Genomic DNA, 25,027 nt, shown 5'->3' with positions numbered 1-25,027 from the left:
ATGCCAAAAATCACATTTTGCCCACATCATATTTTAAACATTGATCCTAACCTTGATCCAAGGGTAATAGAAAAGTTTTATGTAATGCCATTGGTTGACTTTATTAAAGCCTGTAAAGTCATGGGGTTGAAAGTTTCTATTTCACAGACTTTGCTTGAGATGTTTGAGGAGCTGCACCCTTGGTCTTTAGGTGAAGACGTAAAATGGACCAAGTGGCTGGCTGATTGGCATGCAGTATTAAAACCGTTGTTAAATGACATGGATATTGTTGTACATCCTATAACAGGCAATGTTAGTAAAGTTAGATGTGCAGGTATCACAAAAAAAGTGAATGATATTTTTTGTGATTTTATAAACTATATTTCTACTCATACATTTCACGATAAAACAAATGAAGAGGCTATTTATACACCTACACCTATGTGCATAAATTACAACGATTTCATTAACATAAAAGAAGTGAAAGATATAAAACTTGCCAAATACACGTGGTACAAAATTTATCCTGATAATCTTCCATCGCAAGGTGATTTTCCTTTTGTGCCCCCTCAACATTGGCGTAAAAGTGCGAAGCCTTTAAAGGCTGGAAAACCGAATTATGGTTTTTTGGATGATAAGCGGCGTGAATGGCATTGGGATAAGTTTCATAAAGATCATTGGGATGTTCAAAACCCTGGTGGAGGTTTAGATGATTATACCAATGTAACACCAGAAGGTAAGATTCTTCGGGAGTGATTTTTAACTTTCCAAACGTGTTTTTTTGCATGAAAAATTTTTCAAATTTCATTATGCTAGTTAATGTATAAGTTCCTAGGATTAAATACTTAGGGGCTTATGCTTATAAAGGCTATTCTTAATTTTTTTATAGAGCTATTATTTGGTTTGGTATTTCGACCATACCAAGACGGATGATATTTAAATGGCAATTAAATGCAAGGATAGTAAATTTATTTGATGATTTTTGATATTTATCGTTTGCTTATACTTATTATTTGCAATCAACGCTAAGACCTGCACGCCGCAGAAGACTTCGAATATGTCTCTAAACAAAACATTGACGTGCCAGCTCAACCATGTGAAGAGTTTGCTTCGTATTATCAATCGAAGGCTGAGCCTAAAACATAATTTTCAAGGGGTTAATGCTTCTGGTCTGTCTCCACAAATTACGTTGTGGGTCATTTGAAGCGACTGAGCATGATTTAAACGAATTATTTTCAGTACATATGCTCTCCTTATCGAAGGGCGCTTCACTTCTAGGACTTTTATACCTTCATTTTTCCTTCGCCAATTGTAAGAGTGTTTTCTTCATTAACATGTATGCTGATGAGTGCCTATGCAAAATCTTGGCTTCGGCATGCGGGAAATACAAGTTAAATTGTTGTCTGAAAGCGCTTCTTCATAGGAATATCCTGATGTGGGTTATGCAAACAGTACTAACATAGCGGTGTTTTAATCATCGGGAGTTGATCACTAAATCGTTGCAAAATCCGTTACATAAGTTTATAAATATACTGTACATGCATACAGTAATTCATTGCGGAGGGAAAAATGAACATCGAGCTAACCATTGATCGTATGAAGAAACTTCCTGATGGAGTTATACCTGCACTCGAGTCTGTGCCCGATTACTGTTTACCGCGTCAATAAGTCACTCTGGGGGGGAGTTATCTGGACTTGGGCATGAAAACAAATCGCAGATTTTGATACTCCCATGAGGACCAGCGAGGGGGTACTTACGTTGTGTTTTACCGGAACGAGTTCAGCGAAGGTACTATCTTCAGCCGCTTTAGCTCCGCTTACAGCACCTCAACCAGTTCAAATTCTTCTGCGATCAGTTCCATTTCTTCAGAAAAATGGCCTTCGCGTAAGAAAAAACGCTGATGCTCTATCTGCCAGTATTCAAGGCTTAAATTACCTTCACCCTCTTTACGAGCAAATTCCTCATTTACATCGCAAAAACGTACCAGTCGCATTGAAACCAGCCGGATCACACAGGCCGGGACATTCTGACCATCAAGAATGATGTTATAGCTCCCCATCCGCGGAGCGGATACATCCTGCGAGTACGAGGTAAAAGATCCGCAGGTAGCCGTTTTGATTCCTTTTTTAATCAGGCCCGCCAGCTCGTTCGCCAGTTCCGGGCTGTCACCCATTTGCCAGGCCTGTGCGCCCGGGTATTTCATTTTTAATTCATCAACCGTCACCATTCAACTTCCCTCATAACTTTTGTCAAAAGAAACATACCTGCGGTTTTAGCATAAACATTGTCGATACCAGAAGCGTACTCTGCTTTCCTGACACCTTTTTTCACTGGTGGGCAGGAAAACAAGGCGTTGCGCTTATTACCCGAGTAAATATATCCTTGTAGGGTTATCTGTGTGGTGAATCTGCTGCCTGTAGCCAGGTGCGTGACGTTGTATAACAAAGAAAAGTCACCGGGAAAGAGCCGACACCACGCTTTTTCTGTAACTTTTATCCCATTGGAAGGGGTTAACGTGTTCAAGCTTAATTCATCGCTACTGGCCATTTTCTTGCTGTCGGGTTGTAGTTCAGATCTGGTTCTCAATCCACCTCAACAACCCGAATACAAGGCTATGCCAGAAATAACCCAGTCTGTGACGCCATCACAGCAGCGTGCAATCATGGCAGGCGAGCGGCCTGACTGGTCAGAAAGAACGCCGGTCAAGACAATAAAGCAATACTAATAAGTGCTTATCAACCAGGGCTGCCATTCGGCGGCCTTTTTATTTCCCCATTTGAGATGGTGCAAAGATGGAGCCTTGTTTGCGGGAAAATTTCTGACGGCTGACATGGTATTTCTTTCTTTATCAACCATGCTTAAGACGAAGACAATTCAATCACTTCAGCATCGTTGAAGCGGCAACTTTACTTAAATCGAGAACCCTAAATGCGCCATGCATCTATCCCCGTAGCTGCAGCCACGACAATGTTTTTGCTGGGCGTTTTTATCATCAATTTACAGGTTTGGTATTCTGCACGGGCGGACAGTCTTGCAGGGGCGCACTATGTCGTGCGGAACATAAACGTCATTCTTAAGGAAGCCCGTCATGCAACTCAACTGGCAATGCAACTTGCTGAGAATGAGTGTGATGCTGAAGGGCAATATCGGCTGGGTACCGAGGCGGCATTACAGCCTCACCTGAGAACGATCGTTATTCTGAAAAATGATGCGGTCTGGTGCTCCTCTTTACCGGGAAACCGCGTGTTGTTGGTTAACGGCTCGGCGCTGCCTGAAGCATCGTTACTACTCGTTCCAGCGAAAAGTACGGTCAACGGCCTGCCGGTTCTCTTATACCAGACAAACCATTTCGGAAGCCGAATCATGGTGAGCATCAGCGACAGCCATATCCGGGATGCGCTGAATATGCCATTACGTGGCGTGGGATATTCACTGAACGTCGGCGATCGTATCCTGGGCCAAACAGGCGATGTGGTGACGGCAGCCCATTCGAACAAAGATGTACTGACGGTAAAAGACGCTGATTATCCCTTCGCGATTCAATTTAACGCTCCGCCTCTTTTTAGCCTGACGAGATTATTCGACCAGGCCGGTGGGGTATTGTTATTTCTGTTGCTCATTTCCTTTCTTCCTGCTTATCTTTTGCAGCGATATCTCTCAAAGGATATTTCGCCTGAGGAATCGCTGCGTACCGCCATCTACAGAAATGAAATTATTCCCTATTACCAACCCGTCGTGAGCGGCAAAGAGGGAACCTTGCGAGGTGTAGAAGTACTGGCCAGATGGAAGCATCCGCAATCAGGGTTTATTTCTCCCGCGTCTTTCATTCCTCTCGCTGAAAAATCAGGGTTAATTATTCCGTTAACGCAAAGTTTAATGAGACAAGTTGCAAAGCAGATGAATTCTATTTCTACACTGCTGCCAGAAGGGTTCCACATAGGGATTAACTTCAGCGCTTCTCATATCGTTGCGCCCACCTTTGTTGAAGAGTGTCTCCACTACAAACACAGTTTTATTCAACGGGATCTTAATCTTGTCGTTGAGGTGACCGAGCGCGAACCGCTCCATATCGATGAACATCTCGTCAAGACGCTCAATGAGCTGCATAAGAACGGATTTGCTATTGCCCTGGATGACTTTGGTACGGGATACTCAGGTCTATCCTATCTGCAAGCGCTGCATATTGATTACATTAAAATCGACCAAAGCTTTGTTGCCAGGGTTAATGCGAATGAGGATTCAACGTTGATCCTGGATTCGGTGCTGGAGTTGGCAAAAAAACTTTCAATTAGCATCGTGGCGGAAGGTGTTGAAACAGAAGAGCAGCTTGATTATCTCACGCGCAATCATATCCGTTTTTTACAGGGTTTTTACTTCTATAAACCTCTTCCTTTCAAGGAACTGCTCAAAGTTCTCTTGTCGAAGCCAAAAGTTAAGGTGAGGGTGGAATGAGGTTTAACCCGCTATCCGCATTTCACCCTGAAACATTTCTAAGATAGCGTATAATCCCTTTTCCAAAACCGCCCAACAACCCAGTGGCTTTGTGCTATGACCCTCAATCGTTTTTGTTACTTACTTCTGATCTTTGCTGCGATCGGAAGCTTTCTGGCCTCGAATCCTGTGGTGATGTGGTTTCTGCTGATCAATGTGCTGACGATGGCTCTGTATGGCGCTGATAAAATGGCGGCGCGTAAAGGGATGCGCAGGGTACCGGAAGCGACGTTGCTGGTATTTGGCGTGACGGGAGGTTGGCCTGGCGCCATTGTGGGCCAGCAGCTTTTTCGTCATAAAACCCAAAAGCAGCCCTTCAAAACCTACTTTTTCTTAAGCGTCGTGGTCAGCATCGCCATGATGGCGGCGGTTTACCATTTCTCTCCTGTTTCTTCTTAATGAACGTATTGACATCAAGTTAACTTGAGCTTTTAAGATGCCGGCACCACGTCGAAAAGGGAGTAACATCATTAAAATGAAAGAGATTGATGTAGGATTCACTCATGTCGCGTTTATGGTCAGAGACCTGGAAAAGAGTATTGCTTTCTATCGTCGCTATGCCGGTATGGAGGTCATTCATTTGCGTGAACCCGATATGCCTGATGCAAGAAAAGTGGCATGGCTTAGCGACCATACTCGTCCTTTTGCACTGGTCCTGGTGCAGGCCGATACCGTGACTGATACGCCGCTGGGTAGCTTTGGGCATCTGGGAATTGCCTGCGCGACCCGCGACGAAATTGACAGAAAAACAGCGATGGCCGCCGCTGAAGGTGTGCTAAGGAAGGCGCCTGAGAATTTAGGCGATCCCGTCGGCTACTATGTCTTTTTCGCCGATCCCGATGGAAATACGTTAGAGCTGTCATTCGGGCAGCGCGTAGGCCTGGAAGCGATTCGAACGATGAACCAGGATAAATAACGCAGGTAACCGTCAGGAACGAAGAAGTAGGGCGCATCGCACGTCGTTAAATAATCATCCATCACTGCCAATAGTAGTAGGACTATTCTTAAGGGGTTGCTGTTTTTTGCACAATCTGAATAATACGTGCAACAACACGGACGACAACATCCATGAAAATAAAATCTATTCTACTGGCAGCGCTGGCGTTCTTTTCTGCGCCTTCCTGGTCTGCTTTTCAGGAACGGGAATATAATACCTGGTATATCAAAAATGCGGTTCTTTATGATATGACGCAGACCTCGGAAGGTTTCCCTGTCATGGTGAGTGTTTCCCAGCCAGGGAGAAAATCCGCTAATTTACTGGTGTCCTATATTACTGAAGGCCGCTGTGGTGAGAATAACCTGCCGCTTAATGTGAATGGTAAAGTGCTGCCCGCCAAATATGATTGTTTCCAGATAGGGCGGAACAGAATTGAACATTTTTCAGTGGTAGATGCGGACAGCGTCAATGGTATGGTGACGCATTTGAAATCTGACTTCACTATTCTGCTGCAAAACGATATCAAAATTTGGGCGGCAAATATCAAAACCCCCAAATACGGACTGGCACCGAGATTCTAACTATCAAATGTCTGTCTCACGACAGGCATTTTTTCTATTATGGCAATCATTTATGAAATAATAGTCTCGTGGTGTTATTAATCAAAATAAAGAGTAAGTGGCCCTGTTTTTTTACGTATTTAAATAGACTGTATGCTAAACGGTACGAAGCCGCACAAATAATCCTTTCTGAAATTATGGATAAAGCTCACTACCAGACTTACGCTTGCTAGCGGCGTTTTAGTTGTTCAGCACATCTTTACTGGTAAGGAGCAGAAAATGTCGCAACGTAATAGTCTGGATTTACTAAGCCGTAAAGAAGGAATGTGTCTGTTAGAGCAAAGCATGGGTTTTGTCTGGCAGGCAGCACTTCGGGCGGTCGCGGTATTAGGGGTCGCAGATCGTCTGGTTGGAGGAAAAAAATCCGTTACGCAACTGGCGGAGGAGCTTAATGTCGATGGCAACTATCTTCATCGGATCATGCGCTTGCTGTCCTCTCGTGGAGTTTTCAACGAATTATCTGAAGCTGAATACAGTCTAAGCCATTCAGCACAATTCCTCTGTTCTGAGCATGAATTTTCCTTGCGCGCGGCGGTGCTCATGCTGACAGACCCCACATTCTGGCAGCCAGCGGCTAAAATGGATGAGATATTGCAAGGCAAACCTGTTTTTAATGATTTGTTTGGCAAGCCTTTTTACGACTACTGGCAGCATGACGACACGATGACTGACAGCAACATCTTTCATGCGGGTATGGCCTCTATGTCATCCGTAGAAAATGAAGTCATCGCAGAAAGCTATTCGTTCCCGCAAAACGCCGTGGTTGCCGATATCGCCGGTGGGCTGGGTAACTTATTGCTGGCTGTTTTACGTCGAAATCCGACTCTGACGGGGATCCTTTTTGATCAAAAAGATGTGCTTGAGCGAAATCGACTGCACCTGTTAAATGATAATCGTCGATGGGAAACCGTTAATGGGAGCTTTTTTGACGCCTGTCCTGTAGCGGACATTTACCTGCTTAAGTATATTTTGATGGACTGGTCTGATGAGAAGGCCATTCAGATACTTCAATGCTGCAGAAATGCAATGAAAGAAAACTCCCGGCTATTAATTTTTGAGCCGCTTATTAAAAAAGAAAATAATGAACAGGGACGATTTGAAATTGACCTTCTTCTGTTAACAAGCTTTGATGGAGGACGAGCACGAACAGAGTCTGAATATCAGGCCTTGTTTGAACAGACCAATCTGAAGCTGAATAAAATAATAGACACCCGTTCGTATCTGTCGATTCTGGAAGTCGTACCTGTCTGAACTGTTTAAATAATATTCACAGAGCATGTGTCCTGCATTCCGTTTTACCGTATTCCTGCTACTCTTGTTTGTTGTACCAGGAGCATGAATATGAAAAACAAAGATGAACAAACCGGATTAGTGGGGCTGGCGATTGGAGCCGCCGTTATTGGGCTGGTTTCAGCGCAAAAACCGATCCATCGCAACAGTATTGTCGATGAGCTGGTCAGGCTTGGCAGGCAAAAAGGCGACGGTGTAGAAGATGAGGTTTTCGTGAAAGCCGCCGAGCTGGTGAGAAAAGGGGTATAGCCCATGGCTGAAAGACGTAATGCGAAGTGCCATTGCGGCGCGGTGGCATTCACCGTTGAGCTTACCGATGGCCTGAACACCGCGCGGCGCTGCAGCTGTTCTTTTTGTCGAATGCGAGGCGCGGTCGTCGTTTCTGCGCCGCTGTGGGGGATTACGGTGACCAAAGGTGAGGATAAGCTCACCGAATACCGCTTTAACACGGGTACGGCACGGCATTTTTTTTGCTCGGTGTGCGGAATTTACACGTTCCATCAGAGGCGTTCTAATCCTAATGAATACGGCGTGAACGTCGCCTGTTTTGAAAGTGTTTCTCCGTTTGATTTCCCTCAGGTAACCGTGATGGACGGTGTCAACCATCCCACAGATGGGGAAAGTGGAGTATTTGGCTATCTCACTTTTCGAAAGAAAGGGGAAGAGCAGGCATGATTGCCGCCTGGCCACTCTTTAATAAGCCTGGCTATAGTGGAGAATGGTTATCTGAAACAGGAGAAACTATGCTCTGTGTTGAAAAAGACGATCCGCGTGAGGCCCCTGAGTCAGGGGATAAAAAGCCTCAGCCTGTGAAGAAATAACGCGACCTGTGCGTTTACCCGCCACCGGCACTGCTGGTGGCTTTTTGTTTACAGGGAACGCGGTTAATTGCCATCCAGATGGTTTAACAGCGCGCCGAGATGCCCGACAATATCACCAAAATCAAAAATTAACGCCATCCACAGTACGGCTAAAAGGGTAAGTACGGCAAGGGATACACGACCAAACAACGCTGTTATCCTTAGTGACAAAAAGGCTATCCCCTGAGTTTAACCAGCTTTCTTTCAACTTACCCTCAACCAACCCCTTTCTGAAACTGTCATTTGTGACGGACTTCAAAAAAAAACGAGCCCGCATCATAATGCGGGCTCTGATAATCAGAACTGGTAAACCAGACCTAACGCTACGACATCATCGGTGCCGATGCCGTTGTTTTTGTAGAAGCTGTCATCTTCATCCAGCAGGTTGATCTTGTAATCAACGTAGGTGGACATGTTTTTATTGAAGTAGTAGGTCGCGCCGATGTCAGCGTATTTAACCAGATCCCGATCGCCCTGACCGTTGCCCAGATCCTTACCTTTAGACTGGAGGTAGGAAAGGGTCGGACGCAGGCCGAAGTCGAACTGGTACTGGGCGGTCACTTCGAAGTTCTGGGTTTTGTTCGCCACGGCGTCGGTGTTATCACCATACGGGGTCATATTGCGGGTTTCAGAATACATTGCTGCCAGGTAGATGTTATTGGCGTCATATTTCAGACCCGCAGTCCATGCATCCGCTTTGTCGCCGCCCGCTGTGGTATTCATCACCTGCTCGTTGGTACGGTCAGAAGAGGTGTAGGCTGCACCCGCAGTAATGCCCATGCCGAAGTCATAAGTGGTAGAGATACCGAAGCCGTCGCCGTTCTCGTGACGCGTGTCGCGACCGTTGTTGGTGCCTTCCTGATTGTTGCTGGCATCTTCATTTTTACCCTGATACTGCAGCGCAAAGTTCAGACCCTGCACCAGACCATAGAAGTCGGTGTTGCGGTAGGTTGCCACGCCGTTGGCGCGGCCGGTCATGAAGTTGTCGGCTTTGGTATAGGAGTCGCCGCCGAACTCAGGCAGCATATCGGTCCAGCCTTCCACGTCGTACAGCACGCCATAGTTACGGCCGTAATCAAAGGAACCGTAGTCACCCACCTTCACACCGGCGAAGGCCAGACGCGTCCAGGACTGATTATCAGACCCTTCTGTGTTATTGGCCTGAATGTTGTATTCCCACTGTGCGTAGCCGGTCATCATGTCGCTGATCTGGGTTTCGCCTTTGAAGCCCAGACGCATATAGGTTTGATCCCCGTCAGCGCCTTTATCGTCGGAGAAATAGTGCAGACCATCTACTTTTCCGTACAGATCTAATTTGTTGCCGTCTTTATTATAAATCTCTGCTGCATGAGTTGCGCCAGCCATTAACAGAGCCGGAATCATCAGGGCCAGTACTTTTCTTTGCATTGTGATATTCCTTTGCAGTTGTTTTTATTTAATTACCTGTTGAACTTTCCGAGTGAGAAAGTTGTCTCATGCTAAATCACTCCTGTGTAAGAGTAATAAATTATAATTGTTACGAACTAAGTAAAATCTAAACCGAATAAATCAATGGTAATAGTCATTGGTTTTATGAATGTTTTAATGCCAAGCATATTAAATTAAAATTATTAATCAGTCATTAAATAAGCTATTGTTGGCAGCGTTATATGCCTTTACATTATTTGTCCATAATTCGTGTGAATGTTATTTGGGAAACTAAATAGATATTTAATGATTATCTGGATTCGCCCGGTGTGAATACACCGGGTTTTTTTATGGCAAAAAAAAGCCCGGACACGCCGGGCAGGGGAACTAGTCGCTGGTCGATTTTTCGGCTTTACCCGCCAGCTGCGCCAGGAAGTCATACCGTTTTTGCAGATCGGCCGCGGCATCTTTCCAGAGCTGTTCGGCCACTTCCGGCTGCTGCGCGTTAAGGCGACGGAAGCGTTGTTCCTGCATCAACGTCTCGGCCAGGGCATCTGACGGTGGACGCGAATCCAGCGCCAGCGGTAATTTACCCTCGTCAGCACGACGCGGGTCGAACCGGTACAGCGGCCAGAAGCCGGTCGCTGTCAGCTGACGCATCTGGTCGTGGCTGAGTGCCAGATCGTAGCCGTGCTCTTCGCAAGGGCTATAGGCAATGATCAGCGACGGGCCAGGATACGCTTCCGCCTCCTGGATGGCTTTTACCGTCTGGTTAAGCTGGGCACCCAGCGAGATTTGCGCGACGTAAACGTGACCGTACATCATCATGCTCACACCGAGATCTTTGCGCGCCTTGCGTTTACCGTGTTCCCCGAATTTCGTCACGGCGCCTAACGGTGTGGCTTTCGACGCCTGCCCACCGGTGTTGGAATAACACTGCGTATCCAGAACCAGGATGTTGACGTTTTCGGTCAGGCTCAACACGTGATCCAGTCCGCCAAAGCCGATATCGTAAGCCCAGCCGTCCCCGCCAATCAGCCAGATCGATTTTTCGACCAGGGCGTCAGCGTCGGTCAGCAGCTGTTCAGCGCCCGACACGCCCTGAAGCGCCTGGCGCAGCTCAGCAACCTGCTCACGACGTTTTTCTGGCGATGCGTCCGCATGAAGCGCCTCATTGAGCTCCGCAGGGATCTGCCCGGCAAACTGTTCCAGCAGGCGCATCACGCGCGCGCGGTGCTGGTCGACGGTGAGGCGGAAGCCCAGGCCAAATTCAGCGTTGTCCTCGAATAACGAGTTTGCCCACGCCGGACCGCGCCCGTTCGCGTCGGTGGTGTACGGCGTCGAAGGCAAATTGCCCCCGTAGATGGATGAACAGCCGGTTGCGTTGGCAATCAGCATCCGGTCACCGTACAGCTGGGTAAGCAGCTTGATGTACGGCGTTTCACCGCAGCCTGAGCAGGCGCCGGAGTATTCAAACAGCGGCGTGATCAGCTGTGAAGTGCGAATATCAATGCGTTCCAGTTTGCTGCGATCGATTTCCGGCAGATTCAGGAAGAAGTCATAATTGACCTTCTCCTCTTCAACGTGCTCCAGGCGCGACATCATATTGATGGCTTTGATCTCCGGGTTCTGCCTGTCTTTCGCCGGACAGACCTCGACGCACAGGTTACAGCCGGTGCAATCTTCCGGTGCGACCTGCAGAACGTATTTCTGTCCGCGCATATCGCGGGATTTCACATCCAGAGAGTGAAGGCTGGCCGGCGCGGCCTCCATATCTTCCGGTGACACCACTTTGGCGCGAATGGCAGAGTGCGGGCAGGCCGCCACGCAGTGGTTGCACTGGGTACAGAGCTCTTCCTTCCAGATGGGGATCGCTTCGGCGATGTTACGTTTTTCCCAGCGGGTGGTGCCCATCGGCCAGGTGCCATCCGGCGGCAGCGCAGAGACGGGCAGGGCATCGCCCAGCCCGGCCAGCATCGCCGCCGTCACGGTCTTAACGAAATCAGGCGCCGCATCGGACACGACCGGAGGGCGGTTCGGGCTTGTCGCGTTCACCGGCTGCAGCGGTACCTCAAACAGAGATTCGCGTGCCAGCGCCAGCGCCTGCCAGTTACGTTCGACCAGCTCCTGCCCCTTGCTGCTGTAGCTTCTGGCAATCGCACCCTGCAGTTCCGCCAGCGCGCTGTCGCCCGGCAGGATATTCGTCAGATGGAAGAAGGCCATCTGCATAACGGTATTGATACGCGCGGCGAGGCCACATTCGCGGGCAATTTTCGCCGCATTCACCACAAAGAAACGGGCTTTTTTCTGGTTCAGCACCGCCTGTACTTCCTGCGGCAGCCGCGACCAGACTTCATCTGCGCTGTATGGCGTATTCAGCAGGAAAATACCGCCAGGCTTCAGGCGCTCGGCCATCTGGTATTTATCGATAAACTGCAGCTGGTGACAGCCAACAAAATCAGCCTGAGAAATAAGATACGCAGAGCGGATGGGCTGTTCGCTCACGCGCAGGTGGGAAACGGTCAGACCGCCTGCTTTTTTGGAGTCGTAGACGAAGTATCCCTGGGCGTACCACGGCGTTGAGTTGCCGATGATTTTAATGTTGTTTTTGGTCGCAGAGACGCTGCCGTCGCTGCCCAGACCATAGAACAGCGCCTCAAGTTTTGCGGTCGAGGGCAGGGTGTTTTCCGTCAGCGACAGGGACAGATTCGTCACATCATCATAAATGCCGACGGTAAAGCGCGGCTTAGGTTTCGCCTCGCTTAACTCATTGAATACCGCCAGCACGCAGTCCGGCCCAAACTCCTTGGAGGACAAACCATAGCGACCCCCAATTACGCGCGGTAGCGTCTCACGTTCGCCCTGATTAAAGGCTTCAGCAAGGGCCGTCATCACATCCAGATAGAGCGGTTCCGCCTGCGCGCCCGGCTCTTTGGTGCGATCGAGCACCGCAACGGTACGCGCGCTCTCCGGCAGCGCAGAGAGCAGATGTTTCGCCGAGAACGGGCGATAGAGACGAACTTTCAGCACGCCAACTTTTTCGCCGCGCGTCAGCAGCTCGTCAACAACTTCCTCGCAGGTGCCAATGGCAGAGCCCATCAACACAATGACCCGTTCCGCCTGCGGATGGCCGTAATACTCAAAGGGTTTGTATTCCCGACCGGTCGCGGCGGCAAAGTCATTCATCGCCTGTTCAACATGGTCGTAAACCGCGTTGTACCACGGGTTCGTGGCCTCGCGGGACTGGAAATAGGTATCCGGGTTCGCCGATGTCCCGCGAATAACCGGATGTTCCGGGTTAAGGGCGCGGGCTCGGTGCGCGTCAATATCCGCCTGCGGGAGGAGATTCAGGATGGTATCGTCAGCCAGCGGGACGATTTTGTTAATTTCGTGAGAGGTGCGGAAACCATCAAAGAAATGAATAAACGGCACACGGCTTTTGAGCGTGGCGATATGCGAAATTAAGGCAAAGTCCTGAGCTTCCTGAACGCTGCTGGCGCACAGCATCGCGCAGCCGGTCTGGCGAACGGCCATCACGTCTGAGTGATCGCCAAAGATAGAGAGCGCGTGGGTGGCAACGGTACGCGCAGCAACGTGCAGAACGAAGGGGGTCAGCTGACCGGCGAGTTTGTACAGCGTCGGGATCATTAACAACAATCCCTGAGAAGAGGTAAACGACGTGGAAAGCGCGCCGGTCTGAAGCGCGCCGTGCACCGTGGCAATCGCACCGGCTTCGGACTGCATTTCAACCACTCTCGGGACATCGCCCCAGACGTTTTTTAACCCGTTACCCGCCCAGGCGTCCGCCTGCTCAGCCATGGTAGAACTTGGCGTAATCGGATAGATGGCGATAACTTCACTGGTGCGAAACGCGACTGAGGCAACTGCACCATTACCGTCAATAGTTTGCATAGGACAACACCCTTACATTGCGCAAAAAATAGGGGTCTGTATTACGACGACAAACCCTGAATATTATCTGTGTATTCTAGCAAACGGGGGATTTTACGATTTTCGCTTTTGTGTCCTCGGTATTCTCGCCATCAATGAGTAGATCAAACTTTTGGCGAAAAAATTGCGAGAAATTGTTTCTGGAGCGCATAAATACGCACTTCTGCTCTCGACGACACGGGATGTGATGCCTATTATGCATAGGTTTCGCATTATTCATGGGGGAGAGAGCATGCGCTCAGCATTTTGGGTAGGGTGTGCCGCATTATTGTTGTCGGCATGTAGCAGTGAGCCAGTCCAGCAGGCAACGGCAGCCCACGTGGCGCCGGGAATGAAGGCGGCGATGTCCAGCTCTGGTCAGGCTAACTGCGCTATGATTGGCGGTTCTCTGTCTGTCGCCCGCCAGCTTGATGGTTCTGCTATTGGGATGTGCGCCTTGCCAAACGGCAAACGCTGTAGTGAACAGTCGCTTGCCGTCGGAAGCTGCGGTAACTACTGATTATTCTGCACGCTTAAACATCAGCGTTTTATCGGCTGTGGCCAGCGTTAACTGGTCCTCAGTCAGGTCGACCTGCGCCCCTGTGCGCAGCATGTCGGCGATGGCCTGATCCAGCTCATTCAGCTGCGGTTCAGTACAGAGCTTGCGCGTCATGGCCAGCGTTTTCACCTTAAGCTCGCCTTCGGACAATTTCCCCTGTCCGTTGAAGCGGTTACACATCTGGCCAGAAACGCTGATGTTATTCACCAGGCTGATATCAGGCAGGGCGCTAAAACTGATCTCAGGTTGCGTTGTCGCGGTCTTAACGGCCTTACCGTTCACATTTTCAAGCACAAAGCGGTGGCTTTTAAGCTGCTCCGGCTGTACGGAGGCTTTACCCGGATTAACACACCCGGAAAGGACAAGACTGATAACACTTAACGCAATGAGCTTTTTCATTTTTCTTCTCAAACTATAAACACTGTGAATCTTTTTCCAGTGTAACGATACTCTGCCGTGCGTTAATGGGGTTTATCTGAAAGTGCGGGGAGAGGTACCGGGCAACGCTGCGGCTGCCCGGGATAAAGTTAATGCGATTTAAACCCTGCCGCCGTCATTAGCATACGGAAGAGCATACTGACCGCAGCCAGCGCCAGTACGCTGCCGCCCCAGATAATGACCAGCCACAGTATTCTTTTCCAGACCGGTTGTTGCATCAGTGATAACCCTCCCCATGCTGAACTTTGCCGCGAAACACGTAGTAGCTCCAGAAGGTGTAGACCAGAATAACGGGAATGATCAACAGCGCGCCCACCAGCATAAAGCCCTGGCTTTGCGTCGGTGCGGCCGCCTGCCACAGGGTGATCGACGGTGGGATAATATGCGGCCAGATGCTGATCCCAAGCCCGCTAAAGCCGAGGAAGATCAGCCCCAGCGTCAGGATAAACGGACGGCTATGGCTGGCTGGATTATTCAGGCAGCGCCACTGGTACAGGCTAAACATCACCACCAGAGCAGGAACCGGTAGCAGATAAAACAGATTCGGCAGCGTAAACCAGCGCGCGGCGATGGCCGGTTGCGCCAGCGGCGTCCAGAGACTAATGGCGGCAATAAACGCCAGCAGCACGATTAACAGCGTTTTCGATACTTCACGCATCCGCTGCTGCAGCGCGTTTTCGCTTTTCATCACCAGCCAGGTCGAGCCTAACAGCGCGTAGGCCACCACCAGCCCCGCGCCGCAAAACAGGTTAAACGCGGTAAACCAGTCAAAGGGGCCGCCGGTATAGGCCCTACCGGTGACGGTAAATCCGTTAATGACGGCGCCCACCGTCACGCCCTGGGTAAACGTCGCCAGAATGGAACCGCCTATAAACGCCTTATCCCAGAAGGGGCGGTGGGCCGGAGTGGCCTTAAAGCGAAACTCAAATGCTACCCCGCGGAAAATAAGTCCGATCAGCATTAACGTCAGCGGAATGGTGAGAGCATCAACGATCACCGCATACGCCAGCGGGAATGCGCCGAACAGGGCGGCACCGCCCAGCACCAGCCAGGTTTCATTCCCGTCCCAGACCGGCGCGACGCTGTTGACCATCACGTCGCGATCGTCGGCGTTCTGCGTAGCCGGGAAAAGAATACCGATTCCCAGATCAAAACCGTCCATCACGATATACATCAGCGTGGCAAAGACGATTATGACAAACCAGATAATGGAAAGATCGATCCCCATTATGGCTGCTCCTTATGTTCAGTTGTGACGGCAGAAAGCGGGCGCGCCGGACGTCCGTCGGACTCGGTGGCGAAAGATTCATGCGGCTGCGGGCCTTTTCGGATCAGGCGCACCATATAGCTGTAACCCACGCCGAATACCGAGGTATAGACGATGAAGAAGGCCAGCAGGCTCACGCTCATATGTAAATCGCCATGGGCAGAAACCGCATCCTTCGTTCGCTGGAGCCCATAGACCACCCACGGCTGGCGGCCTACTTCGGTGGTGATCCACCCGGCCAGAATGGCAATCAGCCCGGTTGGCCCCATCAGCAGCGCAAACCACAGGAAAGGGCGCGACGAATAAACGCGTTTTTTGTAGCGCAGCCAGAGTGCCGTCACCCCAAGCAGCAGCATCAGCATGCCCAGGCCCGCCATAATGCGGAACGACCAGAAGACGATGGTGGAGTTCGGACGGTCTTCTTTTGGAAACTCTTTCAGCGCCGGAACCTGTTTATCCAGGCTGTGCGTCAGGATAAGACTCCCCAGCGCGGGGATCTCCAGCCCAAAGCGGGTGCGCTCCTGTTCCATATCCGGCCAGCCAAACAGCAGCAGCGGGGTAGGCTCACCCGGCGGGTTCTCCCAGTGGCCTTCAATGGCGGCAATCTTGGCGGGCTGGTGCTTTAAAGTGTTTAAGCCGTGCATATCGCCAACCATGGCCTGGATGGGGGCGACAATTAGCGTCATCCACAGCGCCATCGAAAACATCGCCCGGATAGCGGGGGTATTATTCCCGCGCAGCAGGTGCCATGCAGCGGATGCGCCCACAAACAGGGCGCTGCTCAGGAACGCGGCTATCGACATATGCAGCAGGCGGTAAGGGAAGGAGGGGTTAAACACCACCGCGAACCAGTCCACCGGTACCACCTGACCGTTGACGATCTCATAGCCCTGCGGGGTCTGCATCCAGCTGTTTGAAGAGAGGATCCAGAAGGTGGAAATAATGGTGCCCAGCGCCACCATGCAGGTAGCAAAAAAGTGCAGCCCAGGCCCGACTTTGTTCCAGCCGAACAGCATCACGCCGAGGAACCCGGCTTCGAGGAAGAAGGCGGTAAGCACTTCATAGGTCAGCAGCGGGCCGGTAATACTGCCCGCAAACTGTGAAAAGCCGCTCCAGTTGGTGCCAAACTGGTAGGCCATCACCAGCCCGGATACCACGCCCATGCCAAAGTTAACGGCAAAAATCTTCGACCAGAAATGGTACAGCGAGCGCCAGACCGGATTTTTTGTTTTCAGCCACAGCCCTTCGAGCACGGCAAGGTAGCTTGCGAGACCAATGGTGATGGCCGGGAAAATAATGTGAAAGGATACGGTAAAGGCAAACTGTATCCGTGCAAGGTGAAAAGCATCTAAACCAAACATGCACAGCCTCAATGTCAAACGGTGTGCTGTTATGGTATAGGGGCAACGTTCGGACTATCAGACGCAGAAAAGTGATTTTTAACCATAACAGTTGGCATAAAACTCATGCTTTAGCTATCTGATATACCTCGCCGATGAGGAATAAAAACACTGTTTTTATGAATTTTGCGCATAAAACTGCTTGCCTTGTCGTCAGCGCCGTGCGTTAATGGTCCTCTGGTTTTGAGTCCAAATAAATATCTGACGTAGTTTTATAAAGCAGTTCTCATCACGTTGTGCCTCTCCGCAGCCTCTCTTGGGTCTTTATCTACTTTCCGATTCGTTTTGTTTAAAACCATTATGCCCAATCGGCCCATTAGTAATTTACGTTTTAACGTTTCAGGAGAATCCTATGACTTCTTATATCCATTTTCGCTGCCCATGCTGCCATGGTTCGCAGTACCGTACCTCAGCCTTTGACGTGTCTGAGAAAAACCCGTTTGGCGCGAAATGCATCTTTTGCAAATCGTCGATGATTACGCTCGATCACCTGGCCGCTGCGCGTCAGGCGCAGAGCCACGTTACTGAATACCGTAAGTAATTCATTTCCCGAACCATAACAGTTAGCTAAATCTTCTCTTTTTCTCCTGCTGATATACACTGTCGGTCACAAGGAGAATTTGATGAAAAAATACCAGCGTCTGGCGCAACAAATTATCTCGCAGATTGAGCTTGGCGTATGGCTGCCGGGCGATAAGCTGCCTTCCCTGCGAGAGCAGGTGGCGAGCAGCGGCATGAGTTTTATGACCGTTGGCCACGCGTATCAGATGCTGGAAAGTCAGGGGCGCATTGTCGCCAGACCGCAGTCGGGCTATTACGTTGCCTCGCGCCCGACCGCACAACAGCCTGCGCCACCCGCTCAGGTGATGCGTGACGAAGCAGTGGATATCAATACCTATATCTTCGATGTCCTACAGGCCAGCCGCGACCCCTCCGTTGTTCCCTTTGCTTCCGCGTTTCCCGACCCCCGGCTTTTCCCGCTTCAGCAGCTCAACCGCTCGCTGGCTAACGTCAGTAAAACCGCGACGGCGATGAGCGTGATTGAGAACCTGCCGCCGGGAAACGTCGATCTCCGCCACGCCATTGCCCGCCGCTACGCGCAGCAGGGGATGAACATCTCTCCGGAAGAGATCGTGATCACCGCTGGCGCCCTCGAGGCGCTGAATCTTAGCCTGCAGGCGGTGACCGAGCCGGGTGACTGGGTGATCGTCGAAAACCCCTGTTTCTACGGCGCGCTTCAGGCGCTGGAGCGCCTGAAACTCAAGGCTTTGTCGATTGCGACGGACGTCCGCGAGGGGATCGATCTCAACGCCCTTGAACAGGCGCTGAATGAGTACCCGGTTAAAGCCTGCTGGATCATGACCAACAGCCAAAACCCGCTCGGCTTCACGCTGAGCGCGGAGAAAAAAGCGCAGCTAGTCGCGCTGTTAACGCAGCACAACGTCCCGCTGATTGAAGACGATGTCTACAGCGAGCTCTATTTTGGCCGGGAAAAGCCGCTCCCGGCGAAAGCGTGGGATCGTCAGGACATGACGCTGCACTGCTCGTCCTTTTCAAAATGTCTGGTGGCCGGTTTTCGCATCGGCTGGGTCGCGGCAGGAAAACACGCGCGGCGCATTCAGCAGCTGCAGCTGATGAGCACGCTCTCGACCAGTTCTCCCATGCAGCTGGCGCTGGTGGATTACCTGGCGACCAAACGCTACGACGCGCACCTGCGCCGCCTGCGCCGTACGCTGGCCGAGCGAAAGCAGCAGGCCTGGCAGTCACTTTTGCGCCATATGCCTGCCGGCGTCAAAATTCACCATAACGACAGCGGCTACTTTTTATGGCTGGAGCTTCCGGCGCAGCTGGACGCGGGGCTGCTGAGCGAAAAAGCCTTAACGCACCACATCAGCATTGCTCCCGGAAAGATGTTTTCCACCTCCGACGCATGGACACCGTTCTTCCGGTTTAATACCTCCTGGGCCTGGGGAGAGCGGGAAGAGCAGGCGGTCATTCAGTTAGGAAAATTAATTAGCACGATGCTGGAATAAACTTATCTGCGTTATTTAAATAATCAATTCTTATCCTGATGACGGCGCTGCGAATATTTCGCGGTGCCCTGTCATAGGAAATCTGCATACCGTCTCTCGCGCCTAACTCCTTGTCTATAATCCAGTTAACGGGGAATGCGCCCTCGGTCACACCTTGATGAAATTTCCTGAAGCCGTACGGTGCGGCGCATTTGCGCGGTCTACGTTTAATAAGGGAGATATTTTTACGGCACGGCTGCCGCTAAATTTCATTGCGACAGGAGTAACTCTTATGAGCAAACATTTTGCCCGCAGCAGCCTGTGTGCGCTCGGCATGACTATCATGACAGCGCAAGCCGCAGAACCCCCCAGAGCCATTGGCGACGGGGAAGGTCGACTGGATATTATCGCCTGGCCGGGATACATCGAGCGGGGGCAGACGGATAAAAACTACGACTGGGTCACCCAGTTTGAAAAAGAGACAGGTTGTGCGGTCAACGTCAAAACGGCGGCCACGTCGGATGAAATGGTCAGCCTGATGGCGAAAGGGGGATACGATCTGGTCACAGCCTCGGGTGACGCCTCCCTGCGGCTGATCATGGGCAAACGCGTCCAGCCGATTAACCCCGATCTTATCCCCAACTGGAAAACCCTCGACGAACGGATTGTAAAAGGGGAATGGTTTAACGTCGGGGGCAAGGTCTACGGCACGCCGTACCAGTGGGGGCCAAACCTGCTGATGTACAACACCAAAACCTTCCCGACGCCGCCGGACAGCTGGAGCGTGGTCTTTACTAAACAGGATCTGCCTGACGGTAAAACCAATCAGGGACGCGTGCAGGCGTACGACGGTCCGATTTATATCGCCGATGCCGCGCTGTTCGTCAAAGCCACGCAGCCGCAGTTGGGTATCAAAGACCCGTACCAGCTCACCGAAGCACAGTATGCCGCCGTGCTTAAGGTGCTTCGCGACCAGCATGCCCTGATCCACCGCTACTGGCACGACACCACTGTCCAGATGAGCGACTTCAAAAACGAAGGCGTCGTGGCCTCCAGCGCCTGGCCGTATCAGGCGAATGCCCTGAAAGCTGAGAACCAGCCCGTTGCCACCGTCTTCCCGAAAGAGGGGGTGACCGGCTGGGCGGACACCACCATGCTTCACGCGCAGGCTAAACACCCGATGTGCGCCTACAAATGGATGAACTGGTCGCTGACGCCAAAAGTGCAGGGCGATCTGGCAGCATGGTTTGGCTCCCTGCCCGTGGTTCCGGAAGGGTGTAAAGCCAGCACGCTGCTGGGCGATAAAGGCTGCGAAACAAACGGTTATAACGAATTCGACAAAATCATGTTCTGGAAAACCCCCATCGCCGAAGGCGGCAAATTTGTCCCTTACAGCCGCTGGACGCAGGATTACATCGCCATTATGGGCGGTCGTTAATTGCCCGGGAGCAGAACATGACGTACGCGGTCGAGTTTAATAATGTTTCCCGCCTGTACGGCGACGTCCGGGCGGTGGATGGGGTCACCATTGCAATTCGTGACGGAGAGTTTTTCTCCATGCTGGGGCCTTCTGGCTCCGGCAAAACCACCTGCCTGCGGCTGATCGCCGGTTTTGAACAGCTGTCAGGCGGGACGATTTCTATCTTCGGTAAAGAGGCGAGCGAACTTCCCCCCTGGGAGCGGGATGTGAACACCGTGTTTCAGGACTACGCGCTGTTCCCGCATATGTCGATCCTCGACAACGTTGCCTACGGGCTAATGGTCAAAGGCGTCGACAAGAAAAAACGTCATGCCCAGGCTCGCGATGCCCTGGAAAAAGTGGGCCTGAGCTTTGCCGTTGCCCGCAAACCTTCGCAACTTTCCGGCGGCCAGCGTCAGCGTGTCGCCATCGCCCGCGCGCTGGTGAATGAACCGCGCGTCCTGCTGCTGGACGAGCCTTTAGGGGCGCTCGATCTCAAACTGCGGGAACAGATGCAGTTCGAGCTGAAGAAGCTTCAGCAGGAACTCGGCATCACCTTTATTTTTGTCACCCACGATCAGGGCGAGGCCCTTTCTATGTCAGACCGGGTGGCGGTGTTCAATAACGGGCGCATCGAGCAGGTGGATACCCCGCGCGATCTCTACATGCGTCCGCGCACGCCGTTTGTCGCCGGTTTTGTTGGCACCTCTAACGTTTTTGATGCGGGTCTTGCGCAGACGCTTTGCGGGATGGAGGGCACCTTTTCCCTGCGCCCGGAACATATTCGCCTCAATGAACAGGGTGACGTTCAGGTTCAGGGCGTTGTGCAGGCCGTTCAGTATCAGGGGGCCGCCACGCGTCTGGAGCTGAGGCTCGCCGATGGCGCCAAACTGCTGGTGAGTCAGGCTAACTTCAGTGACGTCTCGCCGCTGAGCGGCATTGCGCCAGGGCAGGCGGTCATGGCGTCATGGTCACGCGACGCGATGATCCGCCTGCATGAGGAGAGGTGAAATGGATATGAGTGTCGCGCATCCTCCCGCCCCGCGCGGCCGCCTGAGCCGCATGACCGCACTGTTCTGGCGAAAACCGTCGCTTGGTCTGTTCCTGCTTCTGCTTGCGCCCCTGATGTGGTTTGGCATCGTCTATTTAGGATCGCTGCTGACGCTGCTGTGGCAGGGGTTTTACACCTTTGACGATTTCACCATGTCGGTCACGCCGGATCTGACTCTGGCGAATATTCAGGCGCTCTTTAACCCGGCAAACTACGACATCATCCTGCGCACGTTAACGATGGCGATTGCGGTGACCATTGCCAGCGCCGTCCTCGCATTTCCAATGGCCTGGTACATGGCGCGATACACCAGCGGCAAGTGGAAAGCGTTTTTCTATATCGCCGTGATGCTGCCAATGTGGGCGAGCTACATCGTCAAGGCCTACGCCTGGACGCTGCTGCTGGCGAAGGACGGCGTGGCCCAGTGGTTTCTCAGCCATATGGGGCTGGAGCCGATTCTGACCTCAATCCTGACGCTCCCGGCAGTGGGCGGTAACACCTTGTCCACCTCCGGGCTGGGACGGTTTCTGGTGTTCGTCTACATCTGGCTGCCGTTTATGATCCTGCCCGTCCAGGCGGCGCTGGAGCGCCTGCCGGCCTCGCTGCTTCAGGCCTCGGCCGATCTCGGCGCGCGTCCCCGTCAGACGTTCCGCTATGTCGTTCTGCCGCTGGCCATTCCGGGCATCGCGGCGGGGTCCATTTTCACGTTTTCCCTGACGCTGGGGGACTTCATCGTTCCTCAGCTGGTCGGCCCGCCGGGCTATTTCATCGGTAACATGGTCTACTCCCAGCAGGGCGCTATCGGCAATATGCCGATGGCCGCCGCGTTCACGCTGGTACCCATCGTGCTGATTTCTCTTTATCTGGCGTTCGTGAAACGTCTGGGGGCATTCGATGCACTCTGAACGCGCACCGCTGTTCCTGAAAGTGGCAGCGTGGGGAGGCGTTATCTTCCTGCACTTCCCGCTGCTGATTATCGCGACCTACGCCTTCAACACCGAAGACGCCGCCTTCAGCTTTCCGCCCCAGGGGCTAACGCTGAAGTGGTTTAGCGTGGCGGCAGGGCGCGGAGATATTATCGAATCCGTGACGTTGTCACTTCAAATTGCCGCGTTTTCCACCGCCATTGCCCTTGTGCTTGGCACGCTTGCTGCAGCGGCCCTGTGGCGAAGCGAGTTTTTTGGCAAGAATGCGATCTCTTTGCTGCTGCTGTTACCGATTGCGTTACCGGGGATCATCACCGGCCTGGCGCTGCTGACGGCTTTCAAAACGATCAATCTTGAGCCGGGGTTTTTCACCATCGTGGTCGGACACGCCACATTCTGTGTGGTGGTGGTGTTTAACAACGTGATTGCCCGGTTCCGACGCACCTCCTGGAGCCTGGTGGAAGCGTCGATGGATCTCGGGGCTGACGGGTGGCAAACCTTCCGCTATGTGGTGCTGCCCAATCTGGGTTCCGCGCTGCTGGCCGGGGGAATGCTGGCGTTTGCCCTGTCGTTTGACGAGATTATCGTCACAACCTTTACGGCGGGACACGAGCGCACGTTACCGCTGTGGTTGCTCAACCAGCTCGGGCGTCCGCGCGACGTGCCCGTCACCAACGTCGTTGCTCTGCTGGTGATGCTGGTGACAACTATCCCCATTCTGGGTGCCTGGTGGCTAACCCGCGACGGCGAGAATATTGCCGGCAGCGGGAAATAACAGAGAATTCAACAGGAAAATGCTATGCAAAAACATCTGCTGATAAACGGTGAGCTGGTTGCCGGTGAAGGTGAAAAACAGCCGGTTTATAACCCGGCCACCGGAGAGGTACTGCTGGAGATTGCTGAGGCGTCAGCGGCCCAGGTCGACGCGGCGGTTCTGGCGGCCGATCGTGCTTTTGAGGTGTGGGGACAAACGACGCCGAAAACTCGCGCCGAGTGCCTGCTGAAGCTGGCGGATGCGATTGAAGCGCACGGCGAGGAGTTTGCCCGGCTCGAGTCTCTCAACTGCGGCAAGCCGCTGCACTGTGCTCTGGGTGATGAAATTCCGGCGGTGGTCGACGTTTTCCGTTTCTTTGCCGGGGCCGCGCGTTGTCTGAATGGCCTCGCCGCTGGCGAGTACCTTGACGGCCACACGTCAATGATTCGCCGTGACCCGGTGGGCGTGGTGGCCTCTATCGCGCCGTGGAACTACCCGCTGATGATGGCGGCCTGGAAGCTGGCCCCCGCGCTGGCGGCAGGGAACTGCGTGGTGATTAAGCCCTCAGAGATCACGCCCCTGACCGCGCTTAAGCTGGCGGAACTGGCAAAAGATATCTTCCCGGCGGGCGTTCTGAACGTTCTGTTTGGCCGGGGGAAAACGGTCGGCGACCCGCTTACCGGACACGAGAAGGTCCGTATGGTCTCGCTGACCGGTTCGATTGCGACCGGGGAACATATCATCGGACATACCGCGTCTTCCATTAAACGCACCCATATGGAGCTGGGTGGCAAAGCGCCGGTGATTGTGTTTGATGATGCTGACCTGGATGCGGTGGTTGAAGGGGTACGGACGTTTGGCTTTTACAATGCCGGGCAGGACTGTACGGCGGCCTGCCGCATTTATGCCCAGAAGGGCATCTATGCAGCGCTGGTAGAAAAGCTCGGCGCAGCGGTCGCCAGCCTTAAAATGGGGGCGCCGGAGGACGAGGCTACCGAACTCGGTCCGCTCAGCTCGGCCGCCCATCTTTCACGCGTCTGCCAGGCCGTCGATGAGGCGAAAGCGCTCGGCCATATCCGCGTTGTCACCGGCGGGAGCAAAAAAGAGGGGGCGGGCTACTACTACCAGCCAACCCTGCTGGCGGGTGCAAAACAGGACGATGCCATCGTTCAGCGCGAGGTGTTTGGCCCGGTGGTAAGCGTCACCGAGTTTGATGACGAGGCGCAGGTGTTGGCCTGGGCGAACGATTCGCAGTATGGCCTGGCGTCATCGGTCTGGACCAAAGACGTGGGCCGCGCCCATCGCCTGAGCGCGCGCCTGCAGTACGGCTGCACCTGGGTGAATACCCATTTTATGCTGGTGAGCGAAATGCCGCACGGCGGCATGAAATTATCCGGCTACGGCAAAGATATGTCGGTCTACGGGCTTGAGGATTATACGGTCGTACGGCATGTGATGATCAAACACTAATCCGCTCAGCCTGGCCGCTTGCGCGGCCAGGCATTCTCTTTTCCCGCCACGCGTGTTACGAAAGATACCCAATTGTTATTAGCCGTAGTTTTTAAGTGGTTATTCTGTAACGAAAAAACTTGATCTGTGTCAACATATGACGCATATTGCGTGCGGTTATTTTTTCGGCTCTGGTA

26 protein-coding genes are annotated in these 25,027 nt (G+C 52.3%); 18 read left to right on the top strand and 8 right to left on the bottom strand.

The features are described 5' to 3' along the window. Positions 1-735: a hypothetical protein gene (locus tag V1587_RS14515; protein ID WP_313148647.1), complete on the top strand. Its 735-nt coding sequence runs from the start codon at positions 1-3 to the stop codon at positions 733-735. Positions 736-1,796: 1,061 nt separating this feature from the next. On the opposite strand, the gene V1587_RS14510 is transcribed toward V1587_RS14515, so the two are convergent. After that, positions 1,797-2,207 (bottom strand): ASCH domain-containing protein, encoded by a 411-nt coding sequence (locus V1587_RS14510; protein WP_395314397.1) that lies wholly within the window; start codon positions 2,205-2,207, stop codon positions 1,797-1,799. A 207-nt stretch (positions 2,208-2,414) separates the two neighbouring features. Here V1587_RS14510 and V1587_RS14505 point away from each other — a divergent pair, with 207 nt between their 5' ends. The 9 genes from V1587_RS14505 (at position 2,415) to V1587_RS14465 (ending at position 8,139) form a co-directional block, all read left to right on the top strand. Continuing rightward, positions 2,415-2,705, top strand: a complete 291-nt coding sequence (locus tag V1587_RS14505) for a hypothetical protein (RefSeq protein ID WP_371898241.1) — start codon at positions 2,415-2,417, stop codon at positions 2,703-2,705. Between the two features lie 203 nt (positions 2,706-2,908). Then, positions 2,909-4,432, top strand: coding sequence for an EAL domain-containing protein (locus V1587_RS14500; RefSeq protein WP_371898240.1), 1,524 nt, complete (start codon positions 2,909-2,911; stop codon positions 4,430-4,432). A gap of 96 nt (positions 4,433-4,528) precedes the next feature. Continuing rightward, a complete protein-coding gene (locus tag V1587_RS14495) occupies positions 4,529-4,870 on the top strand; it encodes a DUF1294 domain-containing protein (protein WP_371898239.1) in 342 nt (113 codons plus the stop codon). A gap of 76 nt (positions 4,871-4,946) precedes the next feature. Continuing rightward, complete coding sequence (locus V1587_RS14490) at positions 4,947-5,387, top strand: VOC family protein (RefSeq protein ID WP_371898238.1); 441 nt, start codon at positions 4,947-4,949, stop codon at positions 5,385-5,387. 152 nt (positions 5,388-5,539) lie between these two features. After that, complete coding sequence (locus V1587_RS14485; RefSeq protein ID WP_371898237.1) at positions 5,540-5,989, top strand: hypothetical protein; 450 nt, start codon at positions 5,540-5,542, stop codon at positions 5,987-5,989. A gap of 258 nt (positions 5,990-6,247) precedes the next feature. Then, a complete protein-coding gene (locus tag V1587_RS14480) occupies positions 6,248-7,279 on the top strand; it encodes a methyltransferase (protein ID WP_395314396.1) in 1,032 nt (343 codons plus the stop codon). Between the two features lie 90 nt (positions 7,280-7,369). Continuing rightward, positions 7,370-7,567 (top strand): hypothetical protein, encoded by a 198-nt coding sequence (locus tag V1587_RS14475; protein WP_023312007.1) that lies wholly within the window; start codon positions 7,370-7,372, stop codon positions 7,565-7,567. A 3-nt stretch (positions 7,568-7,570) separates the two neighbouring features. Continuing rightward, entirely contained in the window at positions 7,571-7,993 is a 423-nt protein-coding gene (locus V1587_RS14470; RefSeq protein WP_371898235.1) for a GFA family protein, read from the top strand. Between the two features lie 68 nt (positions 7,994-8,061). Beyond that, on the top strand, positions 8,062-8,139 hold the full coding sequence (locus V1587_RS14465) for a hypothetical protein (RefSeq protein ID WP_223239581.1): 78 nt from the start codon (positions 8,062-8,064) through the stop codon (positions 8,137-8,139). 63 nt (positions 8,140-8,202) lie between these two features. Here the strand turns inward: V1587_RS14465 and V1587_RS14460 are convergent, their stop codons facing one another. The 3 genes from V1587_RS14460 to nifJ all read right to left on the bottom strand — a co-directional run bounded on the left by V1587_RS14460 (position 8,203) and on the right by nifJ (position 13,497). Next, entirely contained in the window at positions 8,203-8,328 is a 126-nt protein-coding gene (locus V1587_RS14460; RefSeq protein WP_371898234.1) for a hypothetical protein, read from the bottom strand. Positions 8,329-8,475: 147 nt separating this feature from the next. Further along, positions 8,476-9,585, bottom strand: coding sequence for a porin OmpC (gene ompC, locus V1587_RS14455; protein WP_371898233.1), 1,110 nt, complete (start codon positions 9,583-9,585; stop codon positions 8,476-8,478). 387 nt (positions 9,586-9,972) lie between these two features. Beyond that, on the bottom strand, positions 9,973-13,497 hold the full coding sequence (gene nifJ, locus V1587_RS14450; RefSeq protein WP_371898232.1) for a pyruvate:ferredoxin (flavodoxin) oxidoreductase: 3,525 nt from the start codon (positions 13,495-13,497) through the stop codon (positions 9,973-9,975). A 271-nt stretch (positions 13,498-13,768) separates the two neighbouring features. Between nifJ and V1587_RS14445 the strand changes: the two genes are divergently transcribed. Beyond that, positions 13,769-14,035 carry a DUF333 domain-containing protein gene (locus tag V1587_RS14445; RefSeq protein ID WP_023312003.1) on the top strand — a complete coding sequence of 89 codons (267 nt, stop codon included), beginning with the start codon at positions 13,769-13,771 and terminating at the stop codon, positions 14,033-14,035. Here the strand turns inward: V1587_RS14445 and hslJ are convergent, their stop codons facing one another. The 4 genes from hslJ to V1587_RS14425 form a co-directional block, all read right to left on the bottom strand. Then, positions 14,036-14,473 carry a heat shock protein HslJ gene (gene hslJ, locus V1587_RS14440; protein ID WP_371898231.1) on the bottom strand — a complete coding sequence of 146 codons (438 nt, stop codon included), beginning with the start codon at positions 14,471-14,473 and terminating at the stop codon, positions 14,036-14,038. Between the two features lie 128 nt (positions 14,474-14,601). Beyond that, positions 14,602-14,730: a DUF2474 domain-containing protein gene (locus tag V1587_RS14435; RefSeq protein WP_371898230.1), complete on the bottom strand. Its 129-nt coding sequence runs from the start codon at positions 14,728-14,730 to the stop codon at positions 14,602-14,604. Further along, positions 14,730-15,740, bottom strand: coding sequence for a cytochrome d ubiquinol oxidase subunit II (gene cydB, locus V1587_RS14430; protein ID WP_395314395.1), 1,011 nt, complete (start codon positions 15,738-15,740; stop codon positions 14,730-14,732). Before cydB ends, V1587_RS14435 begins: the two co-directional genes overlap by 1 nt. Continuing rightward, positions 15,740-17,140, bottom strand: coding sequence for a cytochrome ubiquinol oxidase subunit I (locus tag V1587_RS14425; RefSeq protein WP_371898228.1), 1,401 nt, complete (start codon positions 17,138-17,140; stop codon positions 15,740-15,742). The genes cydB and V1587_RS14425 overlap by 1 nt, the downstream gene beginning before the upstream one ends. A 391-nt stretch (positions 17,141-17,531) precedes the next feature. Here V1587_RS14425 and V1587_RS14420 point away from each other — a divergent pair, with 391 nt between their 5' ends. The 7 genes from V1587_RS14420 (at position 17,532) to patD (ending at position 24,851) form a co-directional block, all read left to right on the top strand. Next, entirely contained in the window at positions 17,532-17,720 is a 189-nt protein-coding gene (locus V1587_RS14420) for a cold-shock protein (RefSeq protein WP_371898227.1), read from the top strand. 82 nt (positions 17,721-17,802) lie between these two features. After that, positions 17,803-19,212 carry a PLP-dependent aminotransferase family protein gene (locus V1587_RS14415; protein WP_021240253.1) on the top strand — a complete coding sequence of 470 codons (1,410 nt, stop codon included), beginning with the start codon at positions 17,803-17,805 and terminating at the stop codon, positions 19,210-19,212. A gap of 271 nt (positions 19,213-19,483) precedes the next feature. After that, positions 19,484-20,629, top strand: coding sequence for a putative ABC transporter substrate-binding protein YdcS (ydcS, locus tag V1587_RS14410; RefSeq protein WP_371898226.1), 1,146 nt, complete (start codon positions 19,484-19,486; stop codon positions 20,627-20,629). Positions 20,630-20,646: 17 nt separating this feature from the next. Beyond that, complete coding sequence (locus tag V1587_RS14405; protein ID WP_371898225.1) at positions 20,647-21,660, top strand: ABC transporter ATP-binding protein; 1,014 nt, start codon at positions 20,647-20,649, stop codon at positions 21,658-21,660. 1 nt (position 21,661) lies between these two features. After that, positions 21,662-22,606, top strand: a complete 945-nt coding sequence (locus tag V1587_RS14400) for an ABC transporter permease (protein WP_371898224.1) — start codon at positions 21,662-21,664, stop codon at positions 22,604-22,606. Next, on the top strand, positions 22,596-23,402 hold the full coding sequence (locus V1587_RS14395; protein WP_371898223.1) for an ABC transporter permease: 807 nt from the start codon (positions 22,596-22,598) through the stop codon (positions 23,400-23,402). The genes V1587_RS14400 and V1587_RS14395 overlap by 11 nt, the downstream gene beginning before the upstream one ends. Positions 23,403-23,426: 24 nt before the next feature. Continuing rightward, positions 23,427-24,851: an aminobutyraldehyde dehydrogenase gene (patD, locus tag V1587_RS14390; RefSeq protein WP_371898222.1), complete on the top strand. Its 1,425-nt coding sequence runs from the start codon at positions 23,427-23,429 to the stop codon at positions 24,849-24,851. Positions 24,852-25,027 lie beyond the last annotated feature (176 nt).

The organism is Enterobacter sp. ECC-249 (genome assembly GCF_043965265.1).
In the GTDB taxonomy this organism is placed as follows: domain Bacteria; phylum Pseudomonadota; class Gammaproteobacteria; order Enterobacterales; family Enterobacteriaceae; genus Enterobacter; species Enterobacter quasiroggenkampii.
Note: the sequence above shows the minus strand (reverse complement) of the source record. Positions and strands in the feature narration are given on the sequence as shown.

Bases quoted from the DNA above. Each gene is read 5' to 3' on its own strand.
- V1587_RS14515 (WP_313148647.1), top strand. From the start codon at position 1: ATGCCAAAAATCACATTTTGCCCACATCATATTTTAAACATTGATCCT.
- V1587_RS14495 (WP_371898239.1), top strand. From the start codon at position 4,529: ATGACCCTCAATCGTTTTTGTTACTTACTTCTGATCTTTGCTGCGATC.
- V1587_RS14490 (WP_371898238.1), top strand. From the start codon at position 4,947: ATGAAAGAGATTGATGTAGGATTCACTCATGTCGCGTTTATGGTCAGA.
- patD (WP_371898222.1), top strand. From the start codon at position 23,427: ATGCAAAAACATCTGCTGATAAACGGTGAGCTGGTTGCCGGTGAAGGT.
- V1587_RS14465 (WP_223239581.1), top strand. From the start codon at position 8,062: ATGCTCTGTGTTGAAAAAGACGATCCGCGTGAGGCCCCTGAGTCAGGG.
- V1587_RS14415 (WP_021240253.1), top strand. From the start codon at position 17,803: ATGAAAAAATACCAGCGTCTGGCGCAACAAATTATCTCGCAGATTGAG.
- V1587_RS14400 (WP_371898224.1), top strand. From the start codon at position 21,662: ATGGATATGAGTGTCGCGCATCCTCCCGCCCCGCGCGGCCGCCTGAGC.
- V1587_RS14485 (WP_371898237.1), top strand. From the start codon at position 5,540: ATGAAAATAAAATCTATTCTACTGGCAGCGCTGGCGTTCTTTTCTGCG.
- V1587_RS14480 (WP_395314396.1), top strand. From the start codon at position 6,248: ATGTCGCAACGTAATAGTCTGGATTTACTAAGCCGTAAAGAAGGAATG.
- V1587_RS14435 (WP_371898230.1), bottom strand. From the start codon at position 14,730: ATGCAACAACCGGTCTGGAAAAGAATACTGTGGCTGGTCATTATCTGG.
- V1587_RS14395 (WP_371898223.1), top strand. From the start codon at position 22,596: ATGCACTCTGAACGCGCACCGCTGTTCCTGAAAGTGGCAGCGTGGGGA.
- V1587_RS14475 (WP_023312007.1), top strand. From the start codon at position 7,370: ATGAAAAACAAAGATGAACAAACCGGATTAGTGGGGCTGGCGATTGGA.
- V1587_RS14470 (WP_371898235.1), top strand. From the start codon at position 7,571: ATGGCTGAAAGACGTAATGCGAAGTGCCATTGCGGCGCGGTGGCATTC.
- cydB (WP_395314395.1), bottom strand. From the start codon at position 15,740: ATGGGGATCGATCTTTCCATTATCTGGTTTGTCATAATCGTCTTTGCC.
- V1587_RS14445 (WP_023312003.1), top strand. From the start codon at position 13,769: ATGCGCTCAGCATTTTGGGTAGGGTGTGCCGCATTATTGTTGTCGGCA.
- V1587_RS14510 (WP_395314397.1), bottom strand. From the start codon at position 2,207: ATGGTGACGGTTGATGAATTAAAAATGAAATACCCGGGCGCACAGGCC.
- V1587_RS14500 (WP_371898240.1), top strand. From the start codon at position 2,909: ATGCGCCATGCATCTATCCCCGTAGCTGCAGCCACGACAATGTTTTTG.
- hslJ (WP_371898231.1), bottom strand. From the start codon at position 14,473: ATGAAAAAGCTCATTGCGTTAAGTGTTATCAGTCTTGTCCTTTCCGGG.
- nifJ (WP_371898232.1), bottom strand. From the start codon at position 13,497: ATGCAAACTATTGACGGTAATGGTGCAGTTGCCTCAGTCGCGTTTCGC.
- ompC (WP_371898233.1), bottom strand. From the start codon at position 9,585: ATGCAAAGAAAAGTACTGGCCCTGATGATTCCGGCTCTGTTAATGGCT.
- V1587_RS14425 (WP_371898228.1), bottom strand. From the start codon at position 17,140: ATGTTTGGTTTAGATGCTTTTCACCTTGCACGGATACAGTTTGCCTTT.
- ydcS (WP_371898226.1), top strand. From the start codon at position 19,484: ATGAGCAAACATTTTGCCCGCAGCAGCCTGTGTGCGCTCGGCATGACT.
- V1587_RS14405 (WP_371898225.1), top strand. From the start codon at position 20,647: ATGACGTACGCGGTCGAGTTTAATAATGTTTCCCGCCTGTACGGCGAC.
- V1587_RS14420 (WP_371898227.1), top strand. From the start codon at position 17,532: ATGACTTCTTATATCCATTTTCGCTGCCCATGCTGCCATGGTTCGCAG.